The sequence below is a fragment of the Kitasatospora sp. NPDC087315 genome (assembly GCF_044744345.1).
Taxonomy (GTDB): domain Bacteria; phylum Actinomycetota; class Actinomycetes; order Streptomycetales; family Streptomycetaceae; genus Kitasatospora.
Window position 1 is genome coordinate 152,029 of the sequence record NZ_JBIUYD010000004.1, and the last position, 21,642, is coordinate 173,670.

Below are 21,642 nucleotides of genomic sequence, written 5' to 3' on the forward strand. Positions count from 1 at the left end.
TCCGGGTTGTCTGCCGAGTGCCGGTTCGGACAGTCAGAGGTGAGGCCAAGGATCGGTGCCCGCCTCCTTGAGACGTCGTTCCTCCCGCCAGTTCAGGAAGACCGGCTGGAGTTCAGGAAGACCGGCTGGTCCGGGGAGAACATGCCCATGGGTTGAGGACTGATCTCTTCGGTCAGGAACCCGACGAGGAAGTCGGCCATGCCGCAGTCGTACTCGACCCAGTCGCCATCCCGGGTGAGTACGAGAGTGGTCCACCTGTCGGGATCCGGATCCGCGGTGTCCCGGAACGCTTGGTCGGCACTGCAATCCATGGCCCATGAGAACCTCCCCCGCAGGGCCGGGTCCTCGTCGGGGTCCAGGTCGAGCAGCTCATACCCGCACTCGATCAACTCCTCGAAGCCCAGGGGACCGCGAGCGCCTTGGGCAACCTCCAGCGGCAGCCCTATGGAGAACGAGCAATTGATCGACCCACCACCGTAGGTGGAGGGGCCGCCTCGGCCACCGTCCAGCCATGGGACACCCCGAAGGGGGCTCCGGCATCACGATGCACGGGTGGCCGCACGGCACGGGAGACGAAGCGCACCTTCAGGTGGCGCGTAAGGCCCCGGGGATCAAGCCAATGCCCTGGCCGGATCACCACCCTTGTACGTAGTCAATCGTGCACATAGCGTGACGACCTGTCCGCAATGCGGCTCCCTCGCACTGACGTGAAAGGTGGTTTCGCCATGTCCGACAAGCCCGGGTACGCCGACCTCATCGAGCCCACTCCCGGCGTCGCCGAGGCGAACCGGAAGTCCGTGGAGGCCGTCGAGACCGGCGACCAGACGGGCGGCCAGGACTTCGCCGATGCCAGCCGCGGTCTGATCGCCCTGCCCGGGACCAACGTCATCTGGTCCCGCAAGGACTCCGGGAAGGTCGTCTGGGACTTCACCGCGTACGAGTTCCTCGATCCCGACCCGAGCTCCGAACCGCCGACGGTCAACGGCAGCCTGCAGCGGCAGGGCCAGCTGACCGCCATCGCCGGGCTGTTCCTGGTCCACAGCAGCCGCGAGTACCGGATCTACCAGGTCCGCGGCTACGACCTGTCCAACATGACGATCGTCGAGCACGATGCGGGCCTGGTCGTCATCGACCCGCTGGCCTGCTACGAGACCGCGCGGGCCGCGCTCAAGCTGTTCCGGGACCGGACGGAACTCTCCAAGGAGCAGCGGCCCGTCAAGGGCGTCGTCTACACCCACTGTCACGTCGACCACTTCGGCGGCTCCCGCGGCCTCTTCGCCGAACAGGGCGACCCGCTGGAGCCTGGTGTTCCCGTCGTCGCGCCGGAGGGCTTCCTCGAACACGCGATCAGCGAGAACGTCTACGCGGGCCCCGCGATGGCCCGGCGCGCGCAGTACATGTACGCGGCGCAGCTGGACAAGAGCCCGACGGGCCAGGTCGGTTCGGGCCTGGGCACGACCATCTCCACGGGCGAGGTGACCCTCGTCCCGCCGACGGAATACATCGGCGGCCCGCTCCACCAGCCGGTCCCGAAGGACCGGTGGAAGGACACCTACGTCATCCCCTGGCGGCCGGGGCTGTACGAGTTCGACCTGGCCAGCGTCCAGATGCTGTTCCAGCTGACGCCGGGCACCGAGGCCCCGGCGGAGATGAACATCTACTTCCCGGACGCCCGGACCCTGTGCATCGCGGAGAACGCCACGCACACCATGCACAACATCCTCAGCCTGCGCGGGGCGCAGGTGCGGGACGCGCACGCGTGGTCGAAGTACCTCACCGAGGCGATCCAGACCTTCGGCAAGGAGACCGACGTCCTGTTCGCCTCGCACCACTGGCCGATGTGGGGTGACGAGCAGGGCAACGGGCGCATCCTCGAATTCCTCGACAGGCAGCGCGACATGTACGCCTACCTCAACGACCAGGCCCTGCGGCTGATCAACGCCGGCCGCACCGGGACCGAGATCGCCGAGGAGTTGCCGACCCTCCCGGCGGGCCTGAACGACCACTGGCACAACCAGGGCTACCACGGCTCGGTGAGCCACAACCTCAAGGCGGTCTACCAGCGTTACATGGGCTGGTACGACGGCAACCCGGCCCACCTGTGGCAGCTCCCGCCCGTCCAGTCGGGCGCGGCCTACGTGGAGGCGATGGGCGGTGCCGAGGCCGTGATCGCCCTGGCCCAGCGGGCCTATGACACCGACACCCCGGACGGCTTCCGCTGGGCCGCCGAACTGCTCAACCACGTCATCTTCGGGGCGGCGGCCGAGTCGGGCAGCCCGCTCGCCGAGCCGCAGGTCACCCGGGCCAGGGAGTTGCAGGCCAAGGTCCTCACCCAGCTCGGTTACGGCAGCGCCAACGGCACCTGGCGCAACGCCTACCTCACCGGCGCCCAGGAGGTCGTCAACGGCCCGCAGCCGCTGATCACCAGCCAGAGCTCGGCCGACCTGGTGCGCAGCACCACCCTGGAGCAGTTCTTCTCCGCCCTCGCCCGGAGCGTGGACGGGCCGACGGCCGCGGACCGGCACCGCCTCCCGATCGCCCTCAACTGGGTGTTCACGGACACCGGCGAGAAGTGCACCACGACTCTGCGCAACGGCGTGCTGGTGTTCGTGGCGGACGGCGACCGCCTCCTCGAGGTGCCGGACGCCACCATCACGCTCAGCCGTCAGACGCTCAACGAAGTGGCTCAGACCCCCGGTTTCCGGAGGAACTTCGACCAGGCGGTGCGGGAGAACAAGATCACGCTGGACGGCGAGAAGGCTCAGCAGGCGGCCGACGCCGTCTTCGACACCCTGACCCTCCCCGACCCGAAGTTCCCGATCGTCACCCCGCGCACCCGCTGAGTGTCACGACACCGGGCCGGCTTCACCCGAAGCCGGCCCGGTTCGCGCCCCCTCCCCCGGCGCTTCCCGGTCCTTCCCCGTCCGACTGAAAAGTGATATCACTTTGCTAAGTCCGTGACCGTGCGGACCGAGGACGAGAGGAGCCGGCCCGATGGCCGCTCAAGACCACGCCTTCGAGGGCGTCGAAATGCCCGCCCCCAAGGTCACCGAACGCGTCATCACCGGAAGCGCCGGGCTGCCCGTGCTCGCGCTCGGCCTGCTGCTGCTCCTCGGCAGCGCCGCGACGACCGTCGTCGGCATCGTCCTGGCCGCCCAGAGCGGCTCGGCCGCCGGAATCGCCCTGACCTCGGCCGGCCCGGTCGTACTGCTCGCCTCGGTGATCCTGCTCTGCGGCCTGACCGCCGTGGCCCCCGGCCAGGCCCGGGTGGTGCAGCTGCTCGGCCGCTACCGGGGCACCATCCGCGCCGACGGGCTGACCTGGGTCAACCCCTTCACCTCCCGCCGGCGGATATCCACCCGGATCCGCAACCACGAGACCGAGACCACCAAGGTCAACGACTCCGACGGCAACCCGATCGAGATGGCCGCCGTGGTCGTCTGGCAGGTCGAGGACACCGCGAAGGCCACCTTCGAGGTGGACGACTTCACCGAGTTCGTCGCCATCCAGACCGAGACCGCGGTGCGCCACATCGCCAACAGCTACCCGTACGACGCCCACCAGCCCGGACAGTTGTCGCTGCGCGACAGCGCGGACGAGATCACCCGCAAGCTCTCCGAGGAGATCTCCACCCGGGTCGCCTCGGCCGGCGTGCGGGTGGTGGAGTCCCGGATCACCCGGCTCGCCTACGCCCCCGAGGTCGCGCAGGTGATGCTGCAGCGCCAGCAGGCCAGCGCCGTGGTCGCCGCCCGCCGCTTGATCGTGGAGGGCGCGGTGGGCATGGTGGAGCTCGCCCTGGACCGTCTCGCCGAGCGCGACGTGGTCGAGCTGGACGAGGAGCGCAAGGCCGCCATGGTGAGCAACCTGCTGGTCGTGCTCTGCGGCGACCGGGGCACCCAGCCGGTGGTCAACACCGGCTCCCTGTACCAGTAGGAGGTGCGTCCAGGTGGCGCCGGAGCGAAAGAAGATCCTGCTGCGCCTGGACCCGGCCGTCCACGACGCACTGGCCCGCTGGGCCTCGGACGAACTGCGCAGCACCAACGCGCAGATCGAGTTCCTGCTCCGCCGGGCCCTGACCGAGGGCGGCCGGATGCCGGGCGGCGTACCCCGCCTGCCCAGGCGCGGCCGCCCGCCCAGGGACGGCGAGCCGGAACCGGACCAACACCAAGCTCCCTGAGGACGGTTGGAGTCCCGCCATGGAACTGCCCGGCACCCTGCCCGGCCAGCTCTACCTGCTGGCCCACGACCCCGAACGGGGCCGCCTGACCGGTACGCACAACCTCGAACCGCTGCTGCGCGCCGCGGCCCTCACCGACCTCCTCCAGCGCGGCCTGCTCCGCGACGCGAACGGCAGGCCGGAGGTCACCGGCCGGGCCCCGGCCGGGCTCGACCCGGTGCTCGCCGGCATCCTCACGGAGCTCGCCGACGGCCGGCCCCGCCGCTGGAGGAACTGGATCGGACGGCGCCGGCGCACCACCCGCGCCGTCCGGGACGGCCTCGCGGCCACCGGCTGGATCCGCCTCGACGAGCACCGTGTGCTCGGCCTCTTCCGCACCGTCCGGCCCACCCCGCGCGACCCCCGGGTCCGCAAGGCCCTGGCCGCCGCGGTCTCCTCGGCCCTGCACGGACCGCTCTCCCGGGTCGAGCCGGGCGACGCGGCGCTGGTCGCCCTCGCCGACGCGGCCCGGCTCGCTCTGGTCCTGCCCCCGAAGCTGCGCCGCGAACAGCGGGAACGGATCGCCGCACTCGCCGCGCTCTGCGGCCCGGTCCCGCGCGCCCTGCGCCAGGCGATCGCCGCCCGGGACAGCGCGGCGACCTGACCCCGGCAGGGTCCGGAACGGTATCGCGGCAGGTGAGGCGCCCCGAGGCCCCCGGGCGGGGTGTGGCTATCCCCCCGCGAAAGTCTGATGCTGGCCGCAGCGCGCGACGAACGCTTCCCGGGAAATGATCATCCTCAGTTCCGCGAGAGCGAGTTGAGGAGTGATCGGCATGACGGGAAAGCACCTGCGGCGACGGACGCTGCTGACCACGACGGCCGTCGCGGCGGGAGCCCTGCTGGCTCCCGCCGCGGCCCAGGCAGCCCCGACGGCCCAGGGAGCCCCGGCAGCCCCGGCGACGGGCGGCGGCGGGCAGGGCCCGGTCCGCGCGCTGGAGCGGGCGGCCCACCCGCTGCGGTCGACGGAGCCCGGGACGGACACGGCCGACCTGCGGCCCCTGGGGGCGATGATCGGCGGCGCCAAGGTGGTGGGCCTCGGCGAGGCCACGCACGGCTCGCACGAGTTCTTCGCCATGAAGGAACGGGTCTTCCGGTACCTCGTCGAGGAGAGGGGATTCACCACCTTCGCCCTGGAGATGAGCTGGCCCGCCGGACTGCGGATCGACGAGTACCTCCAGGGCGGCCGGGGAGACGCACGCCGGATCGTCAAGGAGGAACTGGGCGAATCCCCCTGGGAACGCGAGGAGTTCGTCAGCCTCATCGAGTGGATGCGGGACCACAACCGCCGCCACCCCGGCCACAAGGTCCACTTCATGGGCGACGACATCGGCGCCCCCAAGGTGGGCGACGACCTCTTCGCGCGGGTGACGGGCTACGTGCAGCGGCAGCACCCGGAGCTGCTGCCGCGCTTCACCGAGCTCTACAACGGCCTGCGCCCCCTCGACGACAGCTTCGCCTACCTGGCCGGCCCGCTCGCGGAACGACAGCGGCTCGCCGCCAACGCCCGGCAGGCCCTGGAGCTGCTCACCGGCCGACAGGGCGCAGGCGGAACCGAGTTCGAGTGGACGGTGCAGCACGCCCGGTCCATCGCCCAGACCGCCACGTTCCTCGCCTTCGACCTCGCCGACCCCGCGGTCATCCCCGTCGCGATGCTCTACCGCGACCAGCTGATGGCCGACAACACCGCCTGGTGGCAACGGCACACCGGCCACCGGATGCTGCTGTCGGCGCACAACTCCCATGTGGGGTACGTGACCGACATCCCCGAGACCTACCCCAAGGTGCAGGGCGCGTTCCTGCGCGACCTGCTCGGCAAGGACTACCTCCCCATCGGATTCACCTTCGACCGGGGCTCCTTCCTGTCCAAGGACCAGAGCCTCGGCGGCCCGTGGAAGAAGTACACCGTCGACGCGGCCGGGCCCGGCACCAACGAGGAAACCCTCGACAAGGTCCGCCACCGGGACTACTACCTCGACATCCGCACCGCCCCACCCGCCGCCCGCACCTGGCTGGACACCGCCCGCCCCACCCGCAGCATCGGCACCGAATACCCCGTCCCCCTCGCCGACATCCGGATAGCCTCCAGCTACGACGTCCTCATCCACCTCCACCGCATCCGCGAAGCCGACCAGCTGCGCCCCTAGCCGCTGACCGAGGGGCCGGTCTGGACCCGGCGCCGGTCCGGGTCCGGGCCGCGAGGAGATGTGCGGCCGCCGAACCCCGCCCGCGCCGGGCCGGTCAGACCTGGTTGAGGCCGCCGTCGACGAAGAGTTCGGCTCCGGTGGTGAAGGAGCTCTGGTCCGAGGCGAGGAAGAGGGCCGCGGCGGCGACCTCGTCGGGGCGCCCGATCCGGCCCAGCGGAATCCTGGCGACGAGCTCGTCCACCACGGGCGCCTCCCCCGCGCCCAGACCGCTGACGGCGGGAGTCTCGATCGGGCCGGGGCTGATGGCGTTGACCCGGATGCCGCGGCCCGCGAGCTCGGCGGCCCACGTGCGGACGAGGTTGCGGTCGGCGGCCTTGGTGGCGCTGTAGACGCTCATCGACTCGACGCCCCTCGACGCGTTGGTGGAGGAGAGCACGACCACCGAGGCGCCGTCCGACAGCAGGGGCAGCGCCTTCTGGACGGTGAAGATCGCCCCCTTGACGTTGATGCCGAAGGTCCTGTCGTAGTGCTCCTCGGTGATCTCCCCGAGCCGGGCGAACGCGCCGACACCGGCGTTGGCCACCACGACGTCCAGCCGTCCGCTGCGTGCCTCGATCGCCGCGAAGAGCCGGTCGAGGTCATCGAGGTTCGACACATCGCTCTGGACGCCTACGGCCCGTCCGCCGATGGCTTCCACGGCCTCGTCCAGCTCGGCCTTGCGCCGGCCGGTGAGGTAGACGGTGGCGCCTTCGGCGGCGAACCGGCGGGCGACGGCGAGACCGATCCCGGCCGAGCCCCCGGTCACCAGGGCGATCTTTCCATCCAGCTGTCCCATGGTTTCCACTCCCTTGACCAGCACTGCTTCGACCATCACTGGAGCTGCTTCTGGTGGGAGCGCCGAACCCCCGCCGGGAATTCCCCGGGGCGTTCCGTGTCCACCGGCGCCGCCCGGCCCCGGAAGGGGCGCGGAGGCGCCGCGTGCGCGGCCGCCGGGATGCGAGCCACCCGGGTGTGGTGGAAATGTGGAAGAGAGAGCCCGGCACGGCCCCGGCCCCTTGCCCTGGCCGCGCCACCGGGTTCCCGAAGGCCGTGTGCACCGGATGAGGACGATCGAGGACTCGCACAGACCTGCGGCGGTCACACGCCGACCGCCCGGAGGCCCCCGTCGCTCACCCTCCGTAGCGCGAATCGATGCCGGATGCGTGCTCTGCCGAATCGAGGCGGTACCAGTGGATCTCAGGATGTCGGTCGAAGCCCGGGAGGCGTTCCTCGCCGGCCCGCACGTGGGAGTCCTGGGGGTGGACGACACGCGCGACGGCGGCGGACCGCTGCTCGTCCCGCTCTGGTACTCCTACCGGCCGGGCGGGCCGGTGACGATCCAGACCGGGCGGGAGACGCTGAAGGCCCGGCTCATCCGCGGTGCGGGCCGGTTCAGCCTCTGCGCGCAGGTCGAGTCGGCGCCCTACCGCTACGTCAGCGTGGAGGGGCCGGTGGTGGCCGTCGAGGACCCGCTGCCGCCGGCCGAACGCGAGGAGCTGGCCCGCCGGTATCTGGACGCGGACACGGCGGCGGCCTACCTGGACGCCAACCAGCGGCAGCTGGCCGACGACGTCCTCATCCGCATGAGGCCCGAGAGATGGCGGACCGCCGACTTCGCCGCCTTCGCCGAGGAGTTCGAACCGTAGCTTCCCGCGCACGCGGTCGGTGCGCGGCAGAGAGCGTGACATCCCGATGAACACCCGAACAACGACGCATCACGCGACGGCCGAGCACGCCGCGGCGGTGCCGTATCCACGCGATCGGTGCCTCCACGAGCTGTTCGACTCCAGGGCGGCGCACCGCCCGCGGGCCATCGCCTCCGTCCAGCACGGCCGCAGCATCAGCTACGGCGAACTCAAGCTCCGCTCCGACGCGTTGGCGGCCCGGCTGCACGACTCCGGCGTGCGGTACGGCGACACGGTCGGGGTGTGCGGGGCCCGCTCTCCGGAGGCGCTGGTCGCGTTCCTGGGCATCCTCAAGACCGGTGCGGCCTACGTCCCGCTCGACGACGCCTCACCGCCCGCGCGTCTGCAGGCGATGGCCGAGGACGCGGGGGTGCACACCGTCGTCGCACTGCCCGGCAGCTCCCGCCGCATCCGGCGCGTGCGTTCCCGCATCGACCTGGGCGGCCCGGCCCCGGCCGCCCGGACCGGACCGCCCGCCCCGACCGCCCCGGCCGCGGTACCGCAGGCCCGGGCACTCCCCGCGGACTGCGCCTACGTGATGTTCACCTCCGGCTCGACCGGCCGCCCCAAACCGGTGGCGATCCCGCACCGCGGAGTCGTCCGGCTGGCCGCCTCCGACCTGGTCCGGCAGCGGCCGCGACCCGGTGAGCGGGTGCTGCACGCCTACGGCCTCTCCTCGGACGCCTCTTCGATCGAGATCTGGCCCGCGCTGCTCGCCGGCGCCTGCCTCGTGATCGCCGACCAGGAGGAACTGCTGTCGCCGGCCGCCCTGGAGTCGCTCCTGCTCTCCGAACGGGTCGGCGTCGCCTACCTGACCACCGGGGTGTTCCACCACATCGCGCGCACCAGGCCCTCGGCGCTGCGGTCCCTGCGGTTCGCCTCGGCCGGAGGCGAGGCGATGGACGCGGAGCTGGCCCGCGCGATACTGGCGGCCTGCCCGGACACCACCGTGGTCAACTTCTACGGCCCGACCGAGAACAGCGTGGTCTCCACCGCACACATGCTGCACGACCTGCCTCCCGAGGCGACGGCCGTGCCGATCGGCCTCCCCCTGGAGAACTCCACCTGTCATGTGCTGCGCCCGGACGGCACACTCGCCGGCACCGGCGAGGAGGGCGAACTCCTCGTCGGCGGGGACGGGCTCGCACTGGGGTACCTCGGCGACCCCGAGCTGACCGCCGAGCGCTTCGTCGACGACCTCGTCGAGCCCGGTACGCGCCTCTACCGCACCGGTGACCGCGTGGTCCGGCGCCCCGACGGCTTACTGGAGTACCGGTCCCGGGTGGACCGGCAGATCAAACTGCGCGGGCACCGCATCGAGCCGGACGAGGTGGAGACGCGGCTGCGCGCGGACGACGCGGTGGGCGAGGCCGTCGTCGAACGGGACGGCGACGCCCTGATCGGGTACGTGACACCGGCCCGCCCCGGCCGGGCGCTGCCCCTGGACCGCATCCGCGGCGGTCTCGCCACCTGGCTGCCCGCGGCCGCGGTGCCCGCGCGGCTGGTGGAACTCGCGCGGTTCCCGGTGACGGCCGGCGGCAAGGTCGACCGCCACCGGCTGCGCGGGCTGGCGGCCGCCGAGGAGGCCGCCGCCCAGCCGGCGGTGAACGGCACCGCGCCCGGCCCGCAGGACACGGTGGCCCGGATCTGGCAGGTGGTGCTGGGTGTGCACCCGGCACCGGGCGACAGCTTCTTCGACATCGGCGGCGACTCCCTGCTGGCGGCCGAGGCCGTCACCCGTACGCTGACCGCCTTCGACCTCGACGCCCGGCACGGCCGCACGCTCGTCCACAGCCTGCTGCGCTCCCCCACACTGGAGGACTTCACCGCCGCCGTCACCGCCGTCCAGGGCCGGCCCGGCGGGGTGAACGCCGACGCGGGCCCGGTGGACTTCCGCGCCGAGGCACGGCTGGGCTTCACCCTCCCGCCGCCGCGCGGGCCGGAGCCGGACTGGCGCCACCCCGCGGAGGTGCTGCTCACCGGCGCCTCCGGCTTCGTCGGCGCCTTCCTCCTGGCCGCGCTGCTGCGCCGCACCGACGCCCGGGTGCACTGCCCGGTACGAAGCCGGGCCCCCGCCCACGCCCGGCAGAAGGTGATGCGGAACCTCGCCCGCTTCGGCCTCGCCACCCCCGAAGCCGCCGACCGCGTCGTCTGCCTCCCCGCCGACCTCGCCGAGCCCGGCCTCGGACTGGAACCGGGCCGCGCCGACGAACTCGCCGACACCCTCGACCTGGTGATCCACTCGGCCGCGCAGGTCAACTTCATCTATCCGTACGACGCGCTGCGCCGCACCAACGTGGACGGCACCAGGGAGCTCATCCGACTGGCGGCCGGACGCCGGGTGCCGGTGCACTTCCTCTCCACCATCGCGGTGCTCGCCGGCTTCGGAACCGCCGGCGTACGGCACGTCGACGAGGACCTGCCGCTCGACCACGCCGACCGGCTCACCATGGGCTACGCCGAGAGCAAGTGGGTCGCCGAGGAGGTGCTGCGCGACGCCGCGGACCAGGCCCAGGGCCTGCCGGTGGCGGTCTACCGTCCGTACGAGATCACCGGAGACCGGCGCACCGGCGCCTGCAACACCGACACCGCGATCTGCTCGCTGTTCAAGACGATCAGCGAGACCGGGCTGGCCCCCGACATCCCGCTGCCGCTGGACTTCGTCCCGGTGGACTTCCTCTCCGACGCCCTGGTGCACATCGCCACCACCCACCGCACCACCCGCCGGACCTACCACATGACCAACCCCCGCCCCGCGGGCCTGCGCGACATGCTCGACCGGATGGACACGGCCGGCCACCGGATCTCCCGGCTCCCCTACGAGGAGTGGGTGGGCGAGCTCGTCCGGCACGTCGCGCGGCACCCCACGAGCCCCACCGCCCCGTTCGTCTCGCTGTGCGTGGACCGCTGCAAGCAGGCCGACATGTCCGTCAAGGAGATGTACTTCGAGGGCACCTTCCCGACCGTCGGGCGGGCCAACGTCGAGCGCGACCTGGCCACCTCGGGCCTGCACTGCCCTCCCGTCGACGCGGAGCTGCTGGACCGCTACCTGGAGTACTTCTACGCCACCGGTTACATCGAACGCCCCGGCCGCGGCCACCCCGAAGGGGAGCGGGCATGAGCGCGCGGCCACCCGGTGCGCGGGGGCCCGGCGCCGGGCCGGACGTCCTGGGCTTCCCGCTCCCGCCGCCGGGCACCATGGGGCCGCCCGAGGAGTCCGCGCGGCTGCGCGAGAGCTGCCCCCTGGCCAGGGTCAGGATGCCGATGGACGCGACCGCCTGGTACGCCACCCGGTACGAGGACGTCCGGATGCTCTTCGCGGACCCCCGGCTGATCAGGCCGACCATCAACGACTGGCCGTCGCGCCCCGGGCAGCCCGCGGACGACGGGCCGCGCCTGGTCACGATCGCCGAACTCGACGGCCCCCGGCACGCGGCCCTGCGCCGGGCCCTGGCCGAGCCGTTCAGCTCCCGGGCCGTGCGCGACCACCTGCCGCGCATCCGCGGGCTCGCCGGGCGACTGCTGCGGGCGTTCGAGGAGAACGGCCCGCCCGGCGACCTGGTCGCCGGCTTCACCGACCCCTTCCCCCTGCTCGTGCTCTGCGACCTGGTGGGCATCCCCTTCGAGGACCGGGACTGGTTCCTCCCGGTCCTGGACGCGGCCCTCGGCGGCATGGTGACCTCCCAGGAGGGCCGCCGGGTCACCGGCCTGCTGCGCGAGTACGTCGCCGGACTGATCGCCCGGAAGCGGGACCGGCCCGGCGACGACGTCCTGACCCTGCTGGTCCGCCGGTGCGACGACGGCGAGCTGACCCACGACGACGTACTGGCCTTCGGGCTGTCCATGCTCACCGTCGGCTTCGGCATCAGCAGCTTCTTCCTGGCCGACACCGTGCACACCCTGCTCGACCGGCCGGACCTCTGGGCCCGCCTGCGCGACGACCGCGGCCTCCTGCCCGGCGCGGTGGAGGAGTTCCTGCGCTACATGCCGGTGATGAACGGCACCGTGATCCTCCTGGCGACCGAGGACATCGAACTGCACGGGCGGACGATCCGCGAGGGCGACGCCGTCATCCCCGTACCGGCCTGCGCCAACCGCGACGAGCGGGTCTTCGCCGACGCCGACCGGCTCGACCTGGACCGGGCCGGCGCGACCACGGGCCGCGGGGGCCACCTCGCCTTCGGACGGGGGGCCCACAACTGCCTCGGCGCCCACCTGGCCCGCGCCGAACTGACCACGGGAGTCGAGGCGCTGCTCGACCGCTTCCCGCGGCTGCGCCTCGCCCAAGGACAGGAACCCGCCTGGGACGACGAATCCGTGACCAAGTCACCGCTGACCCTCCCGGTCAGCTGGTGAGACCCACCCGGCCACCTCGTACCCGGCCACCTCGTACGCGATCACCTCGTACGCGATCAGGGAGCACCGCCAGTGAGCAGCACACCGCCGCGACCCGCCGTCGACCCGCCCGTCATCGACCTGCCCCTCCCGCCGCCGGGCACCATGGGCCCGCCCACGCAGTACGGGTGGCTGCGCCGGGAGTGTCCGCTGGCCGAGGTCCGGCTGCCGATCGGCGCCACCGCCTGGTACGTCACCCGCTACGAGGACGTCCGGGACCTGATCGCGGACCCCCGGCTGATCCGGCCCACTATCAACGACTGGCCGCCCCGGCCCGACCGGGCCATCGACGACGAGCCGGGCCTGATCACGATGATGGAACTGAACGGCCCCCGCCACGAGGCCCTGCGGCACGCTCTGGCCGAGCCGTTCAGCGTCCGTTCCGTCCGGTCCCGGCTGCCGCGCCTGCGCCGGTCGGCCGACGGGCTGCTGGACGATTTCATGGCCGGCGGGCAGCCCGGCGACCTGGTCGGCGGCTTCCTGGAGCCCTTCCCGCTGCTGGCCATGTGCGAGCTGGTGGGCATCCCCTACGAGGACCGCGAGTACTTCCTGCCCAGGGCGGACGCCGCCCTCGGGGCGATGGTCACCCTGGACGAGGGCCGCGAGGTCACCTCCGAACTGCGCGAGTACATCGCGTCACTGCTCGACCGCAAGCGGCGCGAGCCCGCCGACGACGTCCTCACCGGGCTGGTCCACGCGTGCGGGCCCGGCACCCCGGACGGGGAGAGCGTGGTGAACTTCGGGCTCTCGATGCTGGTCGCCGGCTACCGCACGAGCACCATGTTCCTGGCCGACGCCGTGGTGGCCCTGCTGACCGTGCCCGACCGGTACGCCCGGCTCCGCGACGACCGCGGCCTCCTGCCCGGCGCGGTGGAGGAACTCCTGCGGTACATCCCGGTCATGAACGGCGTCGTGGTCCTCCAGGCCGTCGAGGACATCGAGTTGCACGACCGCAGGATCCGCGCGGGCGACGCCGTCCTGCCCGTCCTCGCCTCGGCCAACCGCGACGAACGGGTGTTCACCGACGCCGACCGGCTCGACCTGTGCCGAGCGGAGAACCCGCACCTCACCTTCGGCCGGGGCGCGCACAACTGCATCGGCGCACACCTGGCCCGGGCCCAGCTGACCGTGGGACTGGAGGCCCTGCTCGACCGCCTCCCCCGACTGCGCCTCGCCGAAGGACAGGCCCCCACCTGGGACGACGAATCCCCGAGCAAGTCACCGCTCACCCTCCCCGTCAGCTGGCACGACACCACCGCCGCTCAAGGGGCCGGCGATCCACCGGAGCAACCACGAAGCCACCGCCCCCCGCCGCCGTGAGGGCGCCCCCGAGCGCCGCGCTCACCGCCGTGTGCCCGAACGGACGCGCCGCCACGAGGTCAGTCGGCAGCCGTGGGCAGCAGGTGCGGCGCGTACTTCTCGACCGCTTCCGTCAGTTGCCTCTTCGACGGGTTCACCATCGCCCGGCCGGCCACGGTCACGGTCGGCACGGTCTCGTTCCCGTCCGCGACCGAGCGGACGAACGCCGCCGCCTCGGAATCCCTCCAGATGTTCACCTTGCTGTACCGCAGCCGCGTGAAGCGCAGACGCAGGAGCAGTCGAGCGGTTCACCCCGCCGAAGCCGCTCCGGCTTCCCTCCGGGGCGGCCGGACGGCCCTCTTGCCGCCCGGCCCTGCCGACACCGCCGCGCGGACCGACCGTGTCAAGGGCTGCCGCAGCACCGGGCGCCGCGTGGGCCGGGTCCACATCCTTCACCCGGCCCCTGACGGACCACCTTCGATTCGAGTTCGCGCACTACCGCCACAGCATCGCGGCCGGGGAGGACATCCGGATCCTCGACCCGCCCTTCCTGGAATTCCTGGAAGAGCGTGGGTGAGTGACGTTCGACCCCGAGCAGCTGGATCGGTCCACAGCCGATCTGGCGGACATGCTCCGCGGCCTTCGAGCGCTTGAAGCGCCCGCGGATCTGGCCGAGGAGCGGTTCCGGGGCGTGGCCCGATGAATACCTTCACCGTTCATGACGATCGATTGACGACCGTGGAGACCTTCACCGGGCGAATCGAATTTCGCAATGCCCGGGATTTCGCCGAACACTTGGAAATATTCACACTGTACGAAGACCTGGCAATATTCGGAGAAAACTCCAGAGACCCCTGGCGACCCGGGCTGCGACACATCGGAAAGATCTTTAGTCCACTACGGAAATCCCCTTGAAGGGTACGAACTCACCCCCTTATCTTCTTCTCCAGGAAAGGGATCCAGCAGGAGGAGAAACCGCCGCAGAGCGGCGACTCCTCGGCGCGGCACCGGCCCGAGCCGCGTCAGGACCGACGGGCAAACCCGTACACGAGCGGAGAACCCCCATGGGTAAGCACGACGACGGCAAGGGCGGCAGCTCCGGCGACAAGCAGCAGTCGCCGAAGGAGTCGGACGGCCAGTGGAAGAGGCCCGTACCGCCGCCCGGTCCGGACGAGGAGAAGAAGTAGGCGCGAGCCGATGAACAAGAACGCGCAGCTGGTCGCCGAACTGACCAAGTCCGGCGCACTGGGCGAAGAGTGGCGGGGCGCGTTCGAGCGCGCCCCGCGCTCTGCCTTCATTCCGGATGCCGTCTGGGCGCCGGACGAGGGCACACCCGGCGGCTATCGCCTGGTCGCCAAGGGCCGGGATCCGCACGGCTGGTGGGAGCTGGTCAACGCCGACGACGTGGTCGTGACGCAGCTGGACGACGGGGATTCCGACGGCCCCGGCGTCGCCACCTCGTCGGCCTCCATGCCCTCCCTGGTCGCGATGATGCTCCGTCACCTCGACCTCGCCGAGGGGCAGACCGTGCTGGACATCGGCACCGGTACCGGCTGGACGAGCGCCTTGCTGTCCGCCCGACTCGGCGACGTCGGCGTGACCACGGTGGAGATCGACCCGGGCGTCGCCGCCGAGGCGGCGCGCCGGCTGAAGGCCGCCCGGTTCACGCCCCGCCTCGCGGTGGGCGACGGCCTGGCCGGCCATGCCTCCACCGCCCCCTACAACCGCATCCACTCCACGGCAGCGGTACGGCACGTGCCCCTCCCATGGATCGAGCAGACCGAGCCCGGCGGGGTCGTCGTGACACCCTGGGGTACGCCGTACGCCAACGCCGGGCTGCTCCGGCTGGTCGTCGGCGGTCCGGGCCGGGAGTCGCACGGCCGGTTCGTGGAGAACGTCAGCTTCATGTGGATGCGGGCACAACGACCGCACGCCGTGACGGCTCCGGGCGTCGGGCCGGTACGTGACAGCGCATCCCCGATGGATCCGGACCTTGCCGAGGAGAACGTCCACGCGGCGTTCGCCATCGGCCTGCGGGTGCCCGGAGTTCGCTCCGTGCACACCTGGGACAGCGAGGATCCGCAGGGCACCTACCGCGTGCAGCTCTCCGACGGCGAGGGCTCCTGGGCCTCCGCGCGCCATCGGCGATGGGATGCCGGAGACGCCGTTCAGCAGACCGGGCCCCGCCGAATCTGGGACGAGGTCTGCGCCGCCCGGCTGCGGTGGCTGAAGGAAGGCAAGCCGGAACTGACCCGCTTCGGGCTGACCGTCGGCCCGGACGGGGGCCAGACCGTCTGGCTGGACAGCCCCGACCACCCCGTCGGCTGACGCCAGGACGAGCCGCTGGAAGCACGCCGGTTCCAGAGTGAACATATGGCTGAGCGTGTCCGTCCGGGTCCGGACCGGGGAGATCGACGACACCGAGGGCAGGCTGGTTCCCGAGTCGTCGAGACCACGTCCACCGGACCGAACCGAGCCCGCGGCACGATTGCCTTCGCGCTGTGCCTGAGCGCCGCGGACGGAGATGTCGCACTGCCGTTTGATCACTATGCCGAGGCGGCCGCGCAGGCGCTAGGTTGGCGCCGTGCCCGAACTGCGAACCGATCGTCTTGTACTCCGTGACTGGCGGGAGGCCGACCTCGGCCCCTGGGCGGCGATGAACGCCGACCCCGAAGTCCGCGAGTACTTCCCCGGCGTCCTCACCCGGGAGCAGAGCGAGGCGTCCGCGGCTCGCTTCCAGGCCGACCTCGACCAGCGGGGCTGGGGGTGGTGGGCGGTCGAGGTGGTGGCCACCGGCGAGTTCATCGGGTTCACCGGGCTGGATCCGGTGGACGACGGCATGCCGTTCACCGGGGTTGAGGCCGGCTGGCGCCTGGCCCGCTCGTCCTGGGGGCACGGTTATGCGACCGAGGCGGCGCTGGCCGTCGTGGACTTCGGCTTCGAGGCCCTCGCGCTGCCGGAGCTCCTGGCGGTGACGACGGCCACCAACCTGCGCTCGCAGGCCGTGATGCGGCGCCTCGGCATGACGCACGACCCGGCCGAGGACTTCGACGACCCGGACGTGCCCGAGGGCCCGCTGCGCCGGAACGTGGTGTACCGGCTGGTCCGTGGCGCGCGGCCGTCCACGGGCCAGTAGACCGACCCGCCGACCGCCCCTCGGAAACCGCTCTCGATCGCACCTGGCCGATCTCCGGCGAAATTCTCCGTACTATGTATAGTGTACTGCGTACGGGATAATCGCCGACGAGAGGGCCCATCGTGCAGATCAACTCCTCCGCCGTTTCACTCACCGTCGAGGACGTCGCCACCTCCTCCGCCTTCCTCCAGCGGCACTTCGGGTTCGCCGAGCAGATGGCGGCCGACGGCTTCGTCTCGCTCGGCCACGAGAGCGCCGGGCTCAACGTCGTCTACCTGCGGCGCGGCCTCGACGTGCTGCCCGAGGGGTTCCGGGACCAGCACGCCGCCGGGCTGATCCTGGCGTTCACCGTCGACGACCTGGCCGGGGAGGAGGAGCGGCTGCGGGGGGAGGGCGTGGAGATCACCATGCCGCTGCGGGAGGAGCCGTGGGGTGAGCGGCTGTTCCAGGTCACCGACCCCAACGGCGTGGTGGTCCAGCTCGTCGAGTGGGTCCAGCGGTAGCGGGCAGACAGCGGTGCCCCTGGCCGGGCCAGGGGCACCGCCTCACCACGAGGCTGAACGACGAGCAGGACCAGGGACGATCAGTCGACCGTCCAGGTGTCGTTGCCCGCCAGCAGGCCGGCCAGGTCGCCGGGGCCGCGGTGGGCGGCGGCGGTGGCCAGCTGGCTCGCCATCAGCTCGTCGTAGACCGGGCGCCGGACGCTCCGCAGGACGCCGATCGGGGTGTGGTGCAGGGCGTCCGCGTCGGCGATCCGGGAGAGCGCGAACGCCGTGGCCGGGCCGGCCGCGTGCGCGTCGTGGACGAGCACGGCGGACTCGTTCTCCGGGGTGACCGCGCCCACGAACAGCTCGCCGTCGGCGGCCCGGAAGACGCCCTGGGCGGCGTCCGCGCCGAACCGGATGGGCTTCCCGTGCTCCAGCCGGATCAGCGCCTCGTCCCGCGTGCCCGGATCCTTCAGCACCTCGAAGGCGCCGTCGTTGAAGATGTTGCAGTTCTGGTAGATCTCGACCAGCGCGGTGCCCTCGTGCTCGGCGGCCGCCCGCAGCACGGACTGCAGGTGCTGGCGGTCGGAGTCGATGGTCCGGGCGACGAAGGTGGCCTCCGCGCCGATGGCCAGCGAGAGCGGGTTGAACGGGGCGTCCAGCGAGCCCATCGGCGTGGACTTGGTGATCTTGCCGAGTTCGCTGGTCGGCGAGTACTGGCCCTTGGTGAGACCGTAGATCCGGTTGTTGAACAGCAGGATCTTCAGATTGACGTTCCGTCGCAGCGCGTGGATCAGGTGGTTGCCGCCGATCGAGAGCGCGTCGCCGTCCCCGGTCACCACCCAGACGCTGAGGTCCTGCCGCGACGAGGCGAGCCCGGTCGCGATCGCCGGCGCGCGCCCGTGGATCGAGTGCACTCCGTAGGTGTTCATGTAGTACGGGAACCGCGAGGAGCAGCCGATCCCGGAGACGAAGACGGTGTTCTCCCGCCGGATCCCCAGCTCCGGCATGAAGGACTGCACGGCCGCCAGGATGGCGTAGTCCCCGCAGCCGGGACACCAGCGCACCTCCTGGTCGGTCTTGAAGTCCCTGGCGGTCTGCTTCGCCTCGTCCTTCGGCACGAGCTTCAACGAGGGAAACGTGTCACTCATCGGTTGTCCTCCTCGTCCAGGGTGCCGATCGCCGCCCACAGCACGTCCGCCAACTGGGCCGCCTTGAAAGGAAGTCCGCGCACCTGGTTGTAGGACTCCGCGTCCACCAGGTACTTGGCGCGCAGCAGCAGCGCCAGCTGTCCGAGGTTCATCTCGGGGACGATCACCCTGTCGTAACTCCTCAGTACCGTCCCCAGGTTGGCCGGGAACGGGTTGAGGTTGCGCAGATGCGTCTGGGCGATGCGGCCGCCGTCCGCCCGGACGCGCCGCACCGCCGCGGTGATCGGACCGTACGTCGAGCCCCAGCCCAGCACCAGGACGCGGGCCTCGCCGTCGGGGTCGTCGACCTCGGTGTCCGGCACGGCGATGTTGTCGATCTTGGCCTGCCGGGTGCGGACCATGAAGTCGTGGTTGGCGGGGTCGTAGGAGATGTTGCCGGTGCCGTCCTGCTTCTCGATGCCGCCGATGCGGTGCTCCAGGCCGGGCGTACCGGGCACCGCCCAGGGGCGGGCGAGCGTCCGCGGGTCGCGCTGGTAGGGCCAGAAGGCGCCGTCCTCGCGGTTCGGGCCGGTGGCGAAGTCGGGTGCGATCTCGGGGAGTTCGTCGACCTCGGGGATCCGCCAGGGCTCGGAGCCGTTGGCCAGGTAGCCGTCCGAGAGCAGGAAGACCGGGGTGCGGTAGGTGACCGCGATCCGGGCCGCCTCCAGGGCCGCGTCGAAGCACTCGGCCGGGGTGGCGGGGGCGACGATCGGCACCGGCGCCTCGCCGTTGCGGCCGAACATCGCCTGGAGCAGGTCCGCCTGCTCGGTCTTGGTCGGCAGACCGGTGGACGGGCCGCCGCGCTGGATGTCGACCACCAGCAGCGGGAGTTCGAGCGAGACGGCCAGGCCGATGGTCTCGCTCTTCAGGGCCACCCCCGGGCCGGAGGTGGTGGTCACGCCGAGCGCGCCGCCGAAGGCCGCACCGAGGGCGGCGCCGATACCCGCGATCTCGTCCTCGGCCTGGAAGGTGCGCACGCCGAAGTTCTTGTGCCGGCTCAGCTCGTGGAGGATGTCCGAGGCCGGGGTGATCGGGTAGGAGCCGAGGTAGAGCGGCAGCCCCGAGCGCTGGGCGGCGGCGATCAGGCCGTAGGAGAGCGCGAGGTTCCCGGAGATGTTGCGGTAGCGGCCCGCGGGCAGCTTGGCCGGCGGCACCTCGTAGGAGACGGCGAAGGTCTCGGTGGTCTCGCCGAAGTTCCAGCCGGCCCGGAAGGCGCTGATGTTGGCCTCGGCGATCTTCGGCTTCTTGGCGAACTTGCCGCGCAGGAAGGACTCGGTGCCGTGGGTGGGGCGGTGGTACATCCAGGAGAGCAGGCCCAGGGCGAACATGTTCTTGGCCCGCTCGGCGTCCTTGCGGGCCAGTCCGCTGTCCTTGAGCGCCTCCAGGGTCAGCGTGGTCAGCGGCACCTTGTGCAGGTGGTACGCCTCCAGCGAGCCGTCGGCCAGCGGGTCGGCCGGGTAACCGACCTTGGCGAGCGCCCGCTTGGTGAACTCGTCGGTGTTGACGATGATCTCCGCGCCGCGCGGCAGATCGGGGACGTTGGCCTTGAGAGCGGCCGGGTTCATCGCGACCAGGACGTTCGGCGCGTCCCCCGGGGTCAGGATGTCGTGGTCGGCGAAGTGCAGTTGGAAGGACGAGACGCCGGGCAGGGTACCGGCGGGGGCCCGGATCTCGGCCGGGAAGTTGGGCAGGGTGGAGAGGTCGTTGCCGAAGGACGCCGTCTCGGAGGTGAAACGGTCGCCGGTGAGCTGCATTCCGTCACCGGAGTCCCCGGCGAACCGGATGATCACCCGGTCCAGCCGGCGGATCGGTTTGGGACGCCTGGGCTGCGGACTGTCCGGCGCGGTGGGACCGGCCTGGCCCGCACCGGGCCCGGAGCGGCCCTCGTCGCCGTCCGAGCCGTCCACTGCCTCTGACTGATCGACCTGACTGGTCACTGCCGCGGACCTCCTCGTGGGCACCAGCCGCGGGCGTGAGCCGTGTGCCCCGTCCGCCTGGTGCACCTCTCGCATCCTATGCGGCCGGGTATCGCCGCTGGCGGGAACGGCCGCATGCGGCGGGAAATACAGAACGACACCACACTTTCGATAGAACACCGACCGGGGTGACGGTCATACCGCGCAGGCCCGGAACGGGAGTCGGGGCAGCCGGGGCCGGGAACGAGCGGCCCCCCGGCAAACGCCCCCAAGCCCCCCGGCCCCCGGCCCCCGGCCCCCCGGGCTCAACAGCGCTCAAGGGCGCTCAAAAGTGGTCAAGCACGCTCAGGAGTTGAGATAGGTGAGCACCGCCAGCACCCGGCGGTGGTCCTCGGGGCTCTGGGCGAGGCCGAGCTTGAGGAAGATGTTGCTGACGTGCTTCTCCACCGCGCCGTCCGAGACGACCAGTTGCCTGGCCACCGCCGTGTTGGTCCGGCCCTCGGCCATCAGCCCCAGCACCTCGCGCTCACGCGGGGTGAGGCCGGCCAGCACATCGCTCTTGCGGCTGCGGATGAGCAGCTGCTGCACCACCTCGGGGTCCAGCGCGGTGCCGCCCCCGGCGACCCGGACCACCGCGTCCGCGAACTCGCGCACCTCGGCGACCCGGTCCTTCAGCAGATACCCCACGCCCCGGGTGGAGCCGGCCAGCAGCTCGGAGGCGTACCGCTCCTCCACGAACTGCGACAGCACCAGCACACCCAGCTCCGGGTACTGGGCACGGAGCGCGACACAGGCCCGCACGCCCTCGTCGGTGTGGGTCGGGGGCATCCGGACGTCCGAGACCACGACGTCCGGCAGGGCGCCGGCGGCGGCCAGGTCGTGGATGGCCTTCAGCAGCGCCTCGGCGTCCCCGACGCCCGCCACGACCTCCAGGCCACGATCGGTGAGCAGCCGGGTCAGGCCCTCCCGCAGCAGTACGGAGTCCTCGGCGATGACGACGCGAAGCATGGTGGCCTTCCGGCTGGGCTGGGCTGACGGGTGTCAGTCTCCCCTATCCTCGGTCCTGCCCGGGCGGAAAATCATGCCGGGGCAGCACCTCACCGCAGCACCTCACCGCAGCACCTCACGGGCGACACC

The 21,642-nt window shown here is 71.7% G+C and carries 20 protein-coding genes; 14 read left to right on the forward strand and 6 right to left on the reverse strand.

All coding sequences use genetic code 11. The features are described 5' to 3' along the window. Positions 1-92 precede the first annotated feature (92 nt). Complete coding sequence (locus ACIO5D_RS07690; protein ID WP_400794275.1) at positions 93-389, reverse strand: hypothetical protein; 297 nt, start codon at positions 387-389, stop codon at positions 93-95. Positions 390-725: 336 nt separating this feature from the next. Between ACIO5D_RS07690 and ACIO5D_RS07695 the strand changes: the two genes are divergently transcribed. The 5 genes from ACIO5D_RS07695 to ACIO5D_RS07715 all read left to right on the forward strand — a co-directional run bounded on the left by ACIO5D_RS07695 (position 726) and on the right by ACIO5D_RS07715 (position 6,360). Then, a complete protein-coding gene (locus ACIO5D_RS07695; RefSeq protein WP_400794277.1) occupies positions 726-2,843 on the forward strand; it encodes an alkyl/aryl-sulfatase in 2,118 nt (705 codons plus the stop codon). A gap of 151 nt (positions 2,844-2,994) precedes the next feature. After that, on the forward strand, positions 2,995-3,933 hold the full coding sequence (locus ACIO5D_RS07700; RefSeq protein WP_400653751.1) for an SPFH domain-containing protein: 939 nt from the start codon (positions 2,995-2,997) through the stop codon (positions 3,931-3,933). 13 nt (positions 3,934-3,946) lie between these two features. Beyond that, positions 3,947-4,177, forward strand: coding sequence for a hypothetical protein (locus ACIO5D_RS07705; RefSeq protein ID WP_363607807.1), 231 nt, complete (start codon positions 3,947-3,949; stop codon positions 4,175-4,177). 19 nt (positions 4,178-4,196) lie between these two features. After that, positions 4,197-4,820, forward strand: a complete 624-nt coding sequence (locus ACIO5D_RS07710; protein ID WP_400794279.1) for a GPP34 family phosphoprotein — start codon at positions 4,197-4,199, stop codon at positions 4,818-4,820. A 169-nt stretch (positions 4,821-4,989) separates the two neighbouring features. Next, positions 4,990-6,360, forward strand: coding sequence for an erythromycin esterase family protein (locus tag ACIO5D_RS07715; RefSeq protein ID WP_400794281.1), 1,371 nt, complete (start codon positions 4,990-4,992; stop codon positions 6,358-6,360). 94 nt (positions 6,361-6,454) lie between these two features. On the opposite strand, the gene ACIO5D_RS07720 is transcribed toward ACIO5D_RS07715, so the two are convergent. After that, complete coding sequence (locus ACIO5D_RS07720) at positions 6,455-7,195, reverse strand: SDR family oxidoreductase (RefSeq protein ID WP_363607810.1); 741 nt, start codon at positions 7,193-7,195, stop codon at positions 6,455-6,457. 406 nt (positions 7,196-7,601) lie between these two features. Here ACIO5D_RS07720 and ACIO5D_RS07725 point away from each other — a divergent pair, with 406 nt between their 5' ends. The 4 genes from ACIO5D_RS07725 to ACIO5D_RS07740 all read left to right on the forward strand — a co-directional run bounded on the left by ACIO5D_RS07725 (position 7,602) and on the right by ACIO5D_RS07740 (position 13,799). Beyond that, complete coding sequence (locus ACIO5D_RS07725; RefSeq protein ID WP_400794283.1) at positions 7,602-8,045, forward strand: pyridoxamine 5'-phosphate oxidase family protein; 444 nt, start codon at positions 7,602-7,604, stop codon at positions 8,043-8,045. A 46-nt stretch (positions 8,046-8,091) separates the two neighbouring features. Then, on the forward strand, positions 8,092-11,205 hold the full coding sequence (locus tag ACIO5D_RS07730; protein ID WP_400794285.1) for an amino acid adenylation domain-containing protein: 3,114 nt from the start codon (positions 8,092-8,094) through the stop codon (positions 11,203-11,205). Then, positions 11,202-12,440, forward strand: a complete 1,239-nt coding sequence (locus ACIO5D_RS07735; RefSeq protein WP_400794287.1) for a cytochrome P450 — start codon at positions 11,202-11,204, stop codon at positions 12,438-12,440. Before ACIO5D_RS07730 ends, ACIO5D_RS07735 begins: the two co-directional genes overlap by 4 nt. A gap of 72 nt (positions 12,441-12,512) precedes the next feature. Beyond that, positions 12,513-13,799, forward strand: a complete 1,287-nt coding sequence (locus ACIO5D_RS07740) for a cytochrome P450 (protein ID WP_400794289.1) — start codon at positions 12,513-12,515, stop codon at positions 13,797-13,799. A 59-nt stretch (positions 13,800-13,858) separates the two neighbouring features. On the opposite strand, the gene ACIO5D_RS07745 is transcribed toward ACIO5D_RS07740, so the two are convergent. Continuing rightward, positions 13,859-14,035, reverse strand: coding sequence for a hypothetical protein (locus tag ACIO5D_RS07745; protein ID WP_400794291.1), 177 nt, complete (start codon positions 14,033-14,035; stop codon positions 13,859-13,861). Positions 14,036-14,178: 143 nt separating this feature from the next. On the opposite strand from ACIO5D_RS07745, the gene ACIO5D_RS07750 reads away from it, so the two are divergent. The 5 genes from ACIO5D_RS07750 (at position 14,179) to ACIO5D_RS07770 (ending at position 17,417) form a co-directional block, all read left to right on the forward strand. Next, positions 14,179-14,355 carry a DUF6879 family protein gene (locus ACIO5D_RS07750; protein ID WP_400794293.1) on the forward strand — a complete coding sequence of 59 codons (177 nt, stop codon included), beginning with the start codon at positions 14,179-14,181 and terminating at the stop codon, positions 14,353-14,355. A gap of 487 nt (positions 14,356-14,842) precedes the next feature. Further along, positions 14,843-14,965 (forward strand): hypothetical protein, encoded by a 123-nt coding sequence (locus tag ACIO5D_RS07755; RefSeq protein ID WP_363607816.1) that lies wholly within the window; start codon positions 14,843-14,845, stop codon positions 14,963-14,965. Positions 14,966-14,975: 10 nt separating this feature from the next. Next, on the forward strand, positions 14,976-16,106 hold the full coding sequence (locus ACIO5D_RS07760) for a methyltransferase domain-containing protein (RefSeq protein ID WP_400794295.1): 1,131 nt from the start codon (positions 14,976-14,978) through the stop codon (positions 16,104-16,106). Positions 16,107-16,362: 256 nt separating this feature from the next. Then, complete coding sequence (locus ACIO5D_RS07765; RefSeq protein ID WP_400794297.1) at positions 16,363-16,914, forward strand: GNAT family N-acetyltransferase; 552 nt, start codon at positions 16,363-16,365, stop codon at positions 16,912-16,914. A 122-nt stretch (positions 16,915-17,036) separates the two neighbouring features. Then, positions 17,037-17,417 (forward strand): VOC family protein, encoded by a 381-nt coding sequence (locus ACIO5D_RS07770; protein WP_363607818.1) that lies wholly within the window; start codon positions 17,037-17,039, stop codon positions 17,415-17,417. An 80-nt stretch (positions 17,418-17,497) separates the two neighbouring features. Here the strand turns inward: ACIO5D_RS07770 and ACIO5D_RS07775 are convergent, their stop codons facing one another. The 3 genes from ACIO5D_RS07775 to ACIO5D_RS07785 all read right to left on the reverse strand — a co-directional run bounded on the left by ACIO5D_RS07775 (position 17,498) and on the right by ACIO5D_RS07785 (position 21,513). Continuing rightward, entirely contained in the window at positions 17,498-18,550 is a 1,053-nt protein-coding gene (locus tag ACIO5D_RS07775; RefSeq protein ID WP_363607820.1) for a 2-oxoacid:ferredoxin oxidoreductase subunit beta, read from the reverse strand. After that, entirely contained in the window at positions 18,547-20,526 is a 1,980-nt protein-coding gene (locus ACIO5D_RS07780; RefSeq protein WP_400794299.1) for a 2-oxoacid:acceptor oxidoreductase subunit alpha, read from the reverse strand. The genes ACIO5D_RS07775 and ACIO5D_RS07780 overlap by 4 nt, the downstream gene beginning before the upstream one ends. Before the next feature lie 324 nt (positions 20,527-20,850). After that, on the reverse strand, positions 20,851-21,513 hold the full coding sequence (locus ACIO5D_RS07785; RefSeq protein ID WP_363607822.1) for a response regulator transcription factor: 663 nt from the start codon (positions 21,511-21,513) through the stop codon (positions 20,851-20,853). Positions 21,514-21,642 lie beyond the last annotated feature (129 nt).

Excerpts from the sequence above, each read along its gene's own strand:
- ACIO5D_RS07710 (WP_400794279.1), top strand. The coding sequence starts at position 4,197 with ATGGAACTGCCCGGCACCCTGCCCGGCCAGCTCTACCTGCTGGCCCAC.
- ACIO5D_RS07785 (WP_363607822.1), bottom strand. The coding sequence starts at position 21,513 with ATGCTTCGCGTCGTCATCGCCGAGGACTCCGTACTGCTGCGGGAGGGC.
- ACIO5D_RS07720 (WP_363607810.1), bottom strand. The coding sequence starts at position 7,195 with ATGGGACAGCTGGATGGAAAGATCGCCCTGGTGACCGGGGGCTCGGCC.
- ACIO5D_RS07695 (WP_400794277.1), top strand. The coding sequence starts at position 726 with ATGTCCGACAAGCCCGGGTACGCCGACCTCATCGAGCCCACTCCCGGC.
- ACIO5D_RS07700 (WP_400653751.1), top strand. The coding sequence starts at position 2,995 with ATGGCCGCTCAAGACCACGCCTTCGAGGGCGTCGAAATGCCCGCCCCC.
- ACIO5D_RS07755 (WP_363607816.1), top strand. The coding sequence starts at position 14,843 with ATGGGTAAGCACGACGACGGCAAGGGCGGCAGCTCCGGCGACAAGCAG.
- ACIO5D_RS07725 (WP_400794283.1), top strand. The coding sequence starts at position 7,602 with ATGTCGGTCGAAGCCCGGGAGGCGTTCCTCGCCGGCCCGCACGTGGGA.
- ACIO5D_RS07760 (WP_400794295.1), top strand. The coding sequence starts at position 14,976 with ATGAACAAGAACGCGCAGCTGGTCGCCGAACTGACCAAGTCCGGCGCA.
- ACIO5D_RS07730 (WP_400794285.1), top strand. The coding sequence starts at position 8,092 with ATGAACACCCGAACAACGACGCATCACGCGACGGCCGAGCACGCCGCG.
- ACIO5D_RS07775 (WP_363607820.1), bottom strand. The coding sequence starts at position 18,550 with ATGAGTGACACGTTTCCCTCGTTGAAGCTCGTGCCGAAGGACGAGGCG.
- ACIO5D_RS07735 (WP_400794287.1), top strand. The coding sequence starts at position 11,202 with ATGAGCGCGCGGCCACCCGGTGCGCGGGGGCCCGGCGCCGGGCCGGAC.
- ACIO5D_RS07715 (WP_400794281.1), top strand. The coding sequence starts at position 4,990 with ATGACGGGAAAGCACCTGCGGCGACGGACGCTGCTGACCACGACGGCC.